Source organism: Microvirga antarctica, from assembly GCF_017921815.1.
GTDB classification, from domain to species: Bacteria; Pseudomonadota; Alphaproteobacteria; order Rhizobiales; family Beijerinckiaceae; genus Microvirga; species Microvirga antarctica.
Window position 1 is genome coordinate 1 of the sequence record NZ_JAGEMM010000183.1, and the last position, 282, is coordinate 282.

The window sequence follows — 282 nt, forward strand, 5'->3', positions numbered from 1 at the left end:
GTCTTTATCACCCACTACACCGGGATGTCCGACAAGTGGTTCTACAAGCTGATGAAAGACGGTAAGTTCCCCAAACCCATCAAGCTGGGCCGCGCTTCCCGCTGGTATCGCAGCGAAGTAGAAACGTGGTTAGAGAACTACATCAACAAATCTCGTCAGTAGGCTTTCCATTTCCTGCACCATTTTTCCCTGTAGCCTGCCGGACAAGCTACCTGCTGCGGCTGTCTGCTTTACAAGGTATCGATCGATGAAAGAAACCACGGCCCGTCATGATGTACTGCT

Annotated in this window: 1 protein-coding gene; it reads left to right on the forward strand. The window is 51.1% G+C overall.

Going from position 1 to position 282, the window contains the following annotated elements:
• Window positions 1-24 precede the first annotated feature (24 nt).
• Complete coding sequence (locus tag J4G32_RS22250; protein WP_281413612.1) at window positions 25-162, forward strand: helix-turn-helix transcriptional regulator; 138 nt, start codon at window positions 25-27, stop codon at window positions 160-162.
• The last annotated feature ends 120 nt before the right edge of the window (window positions 163-282 follow it).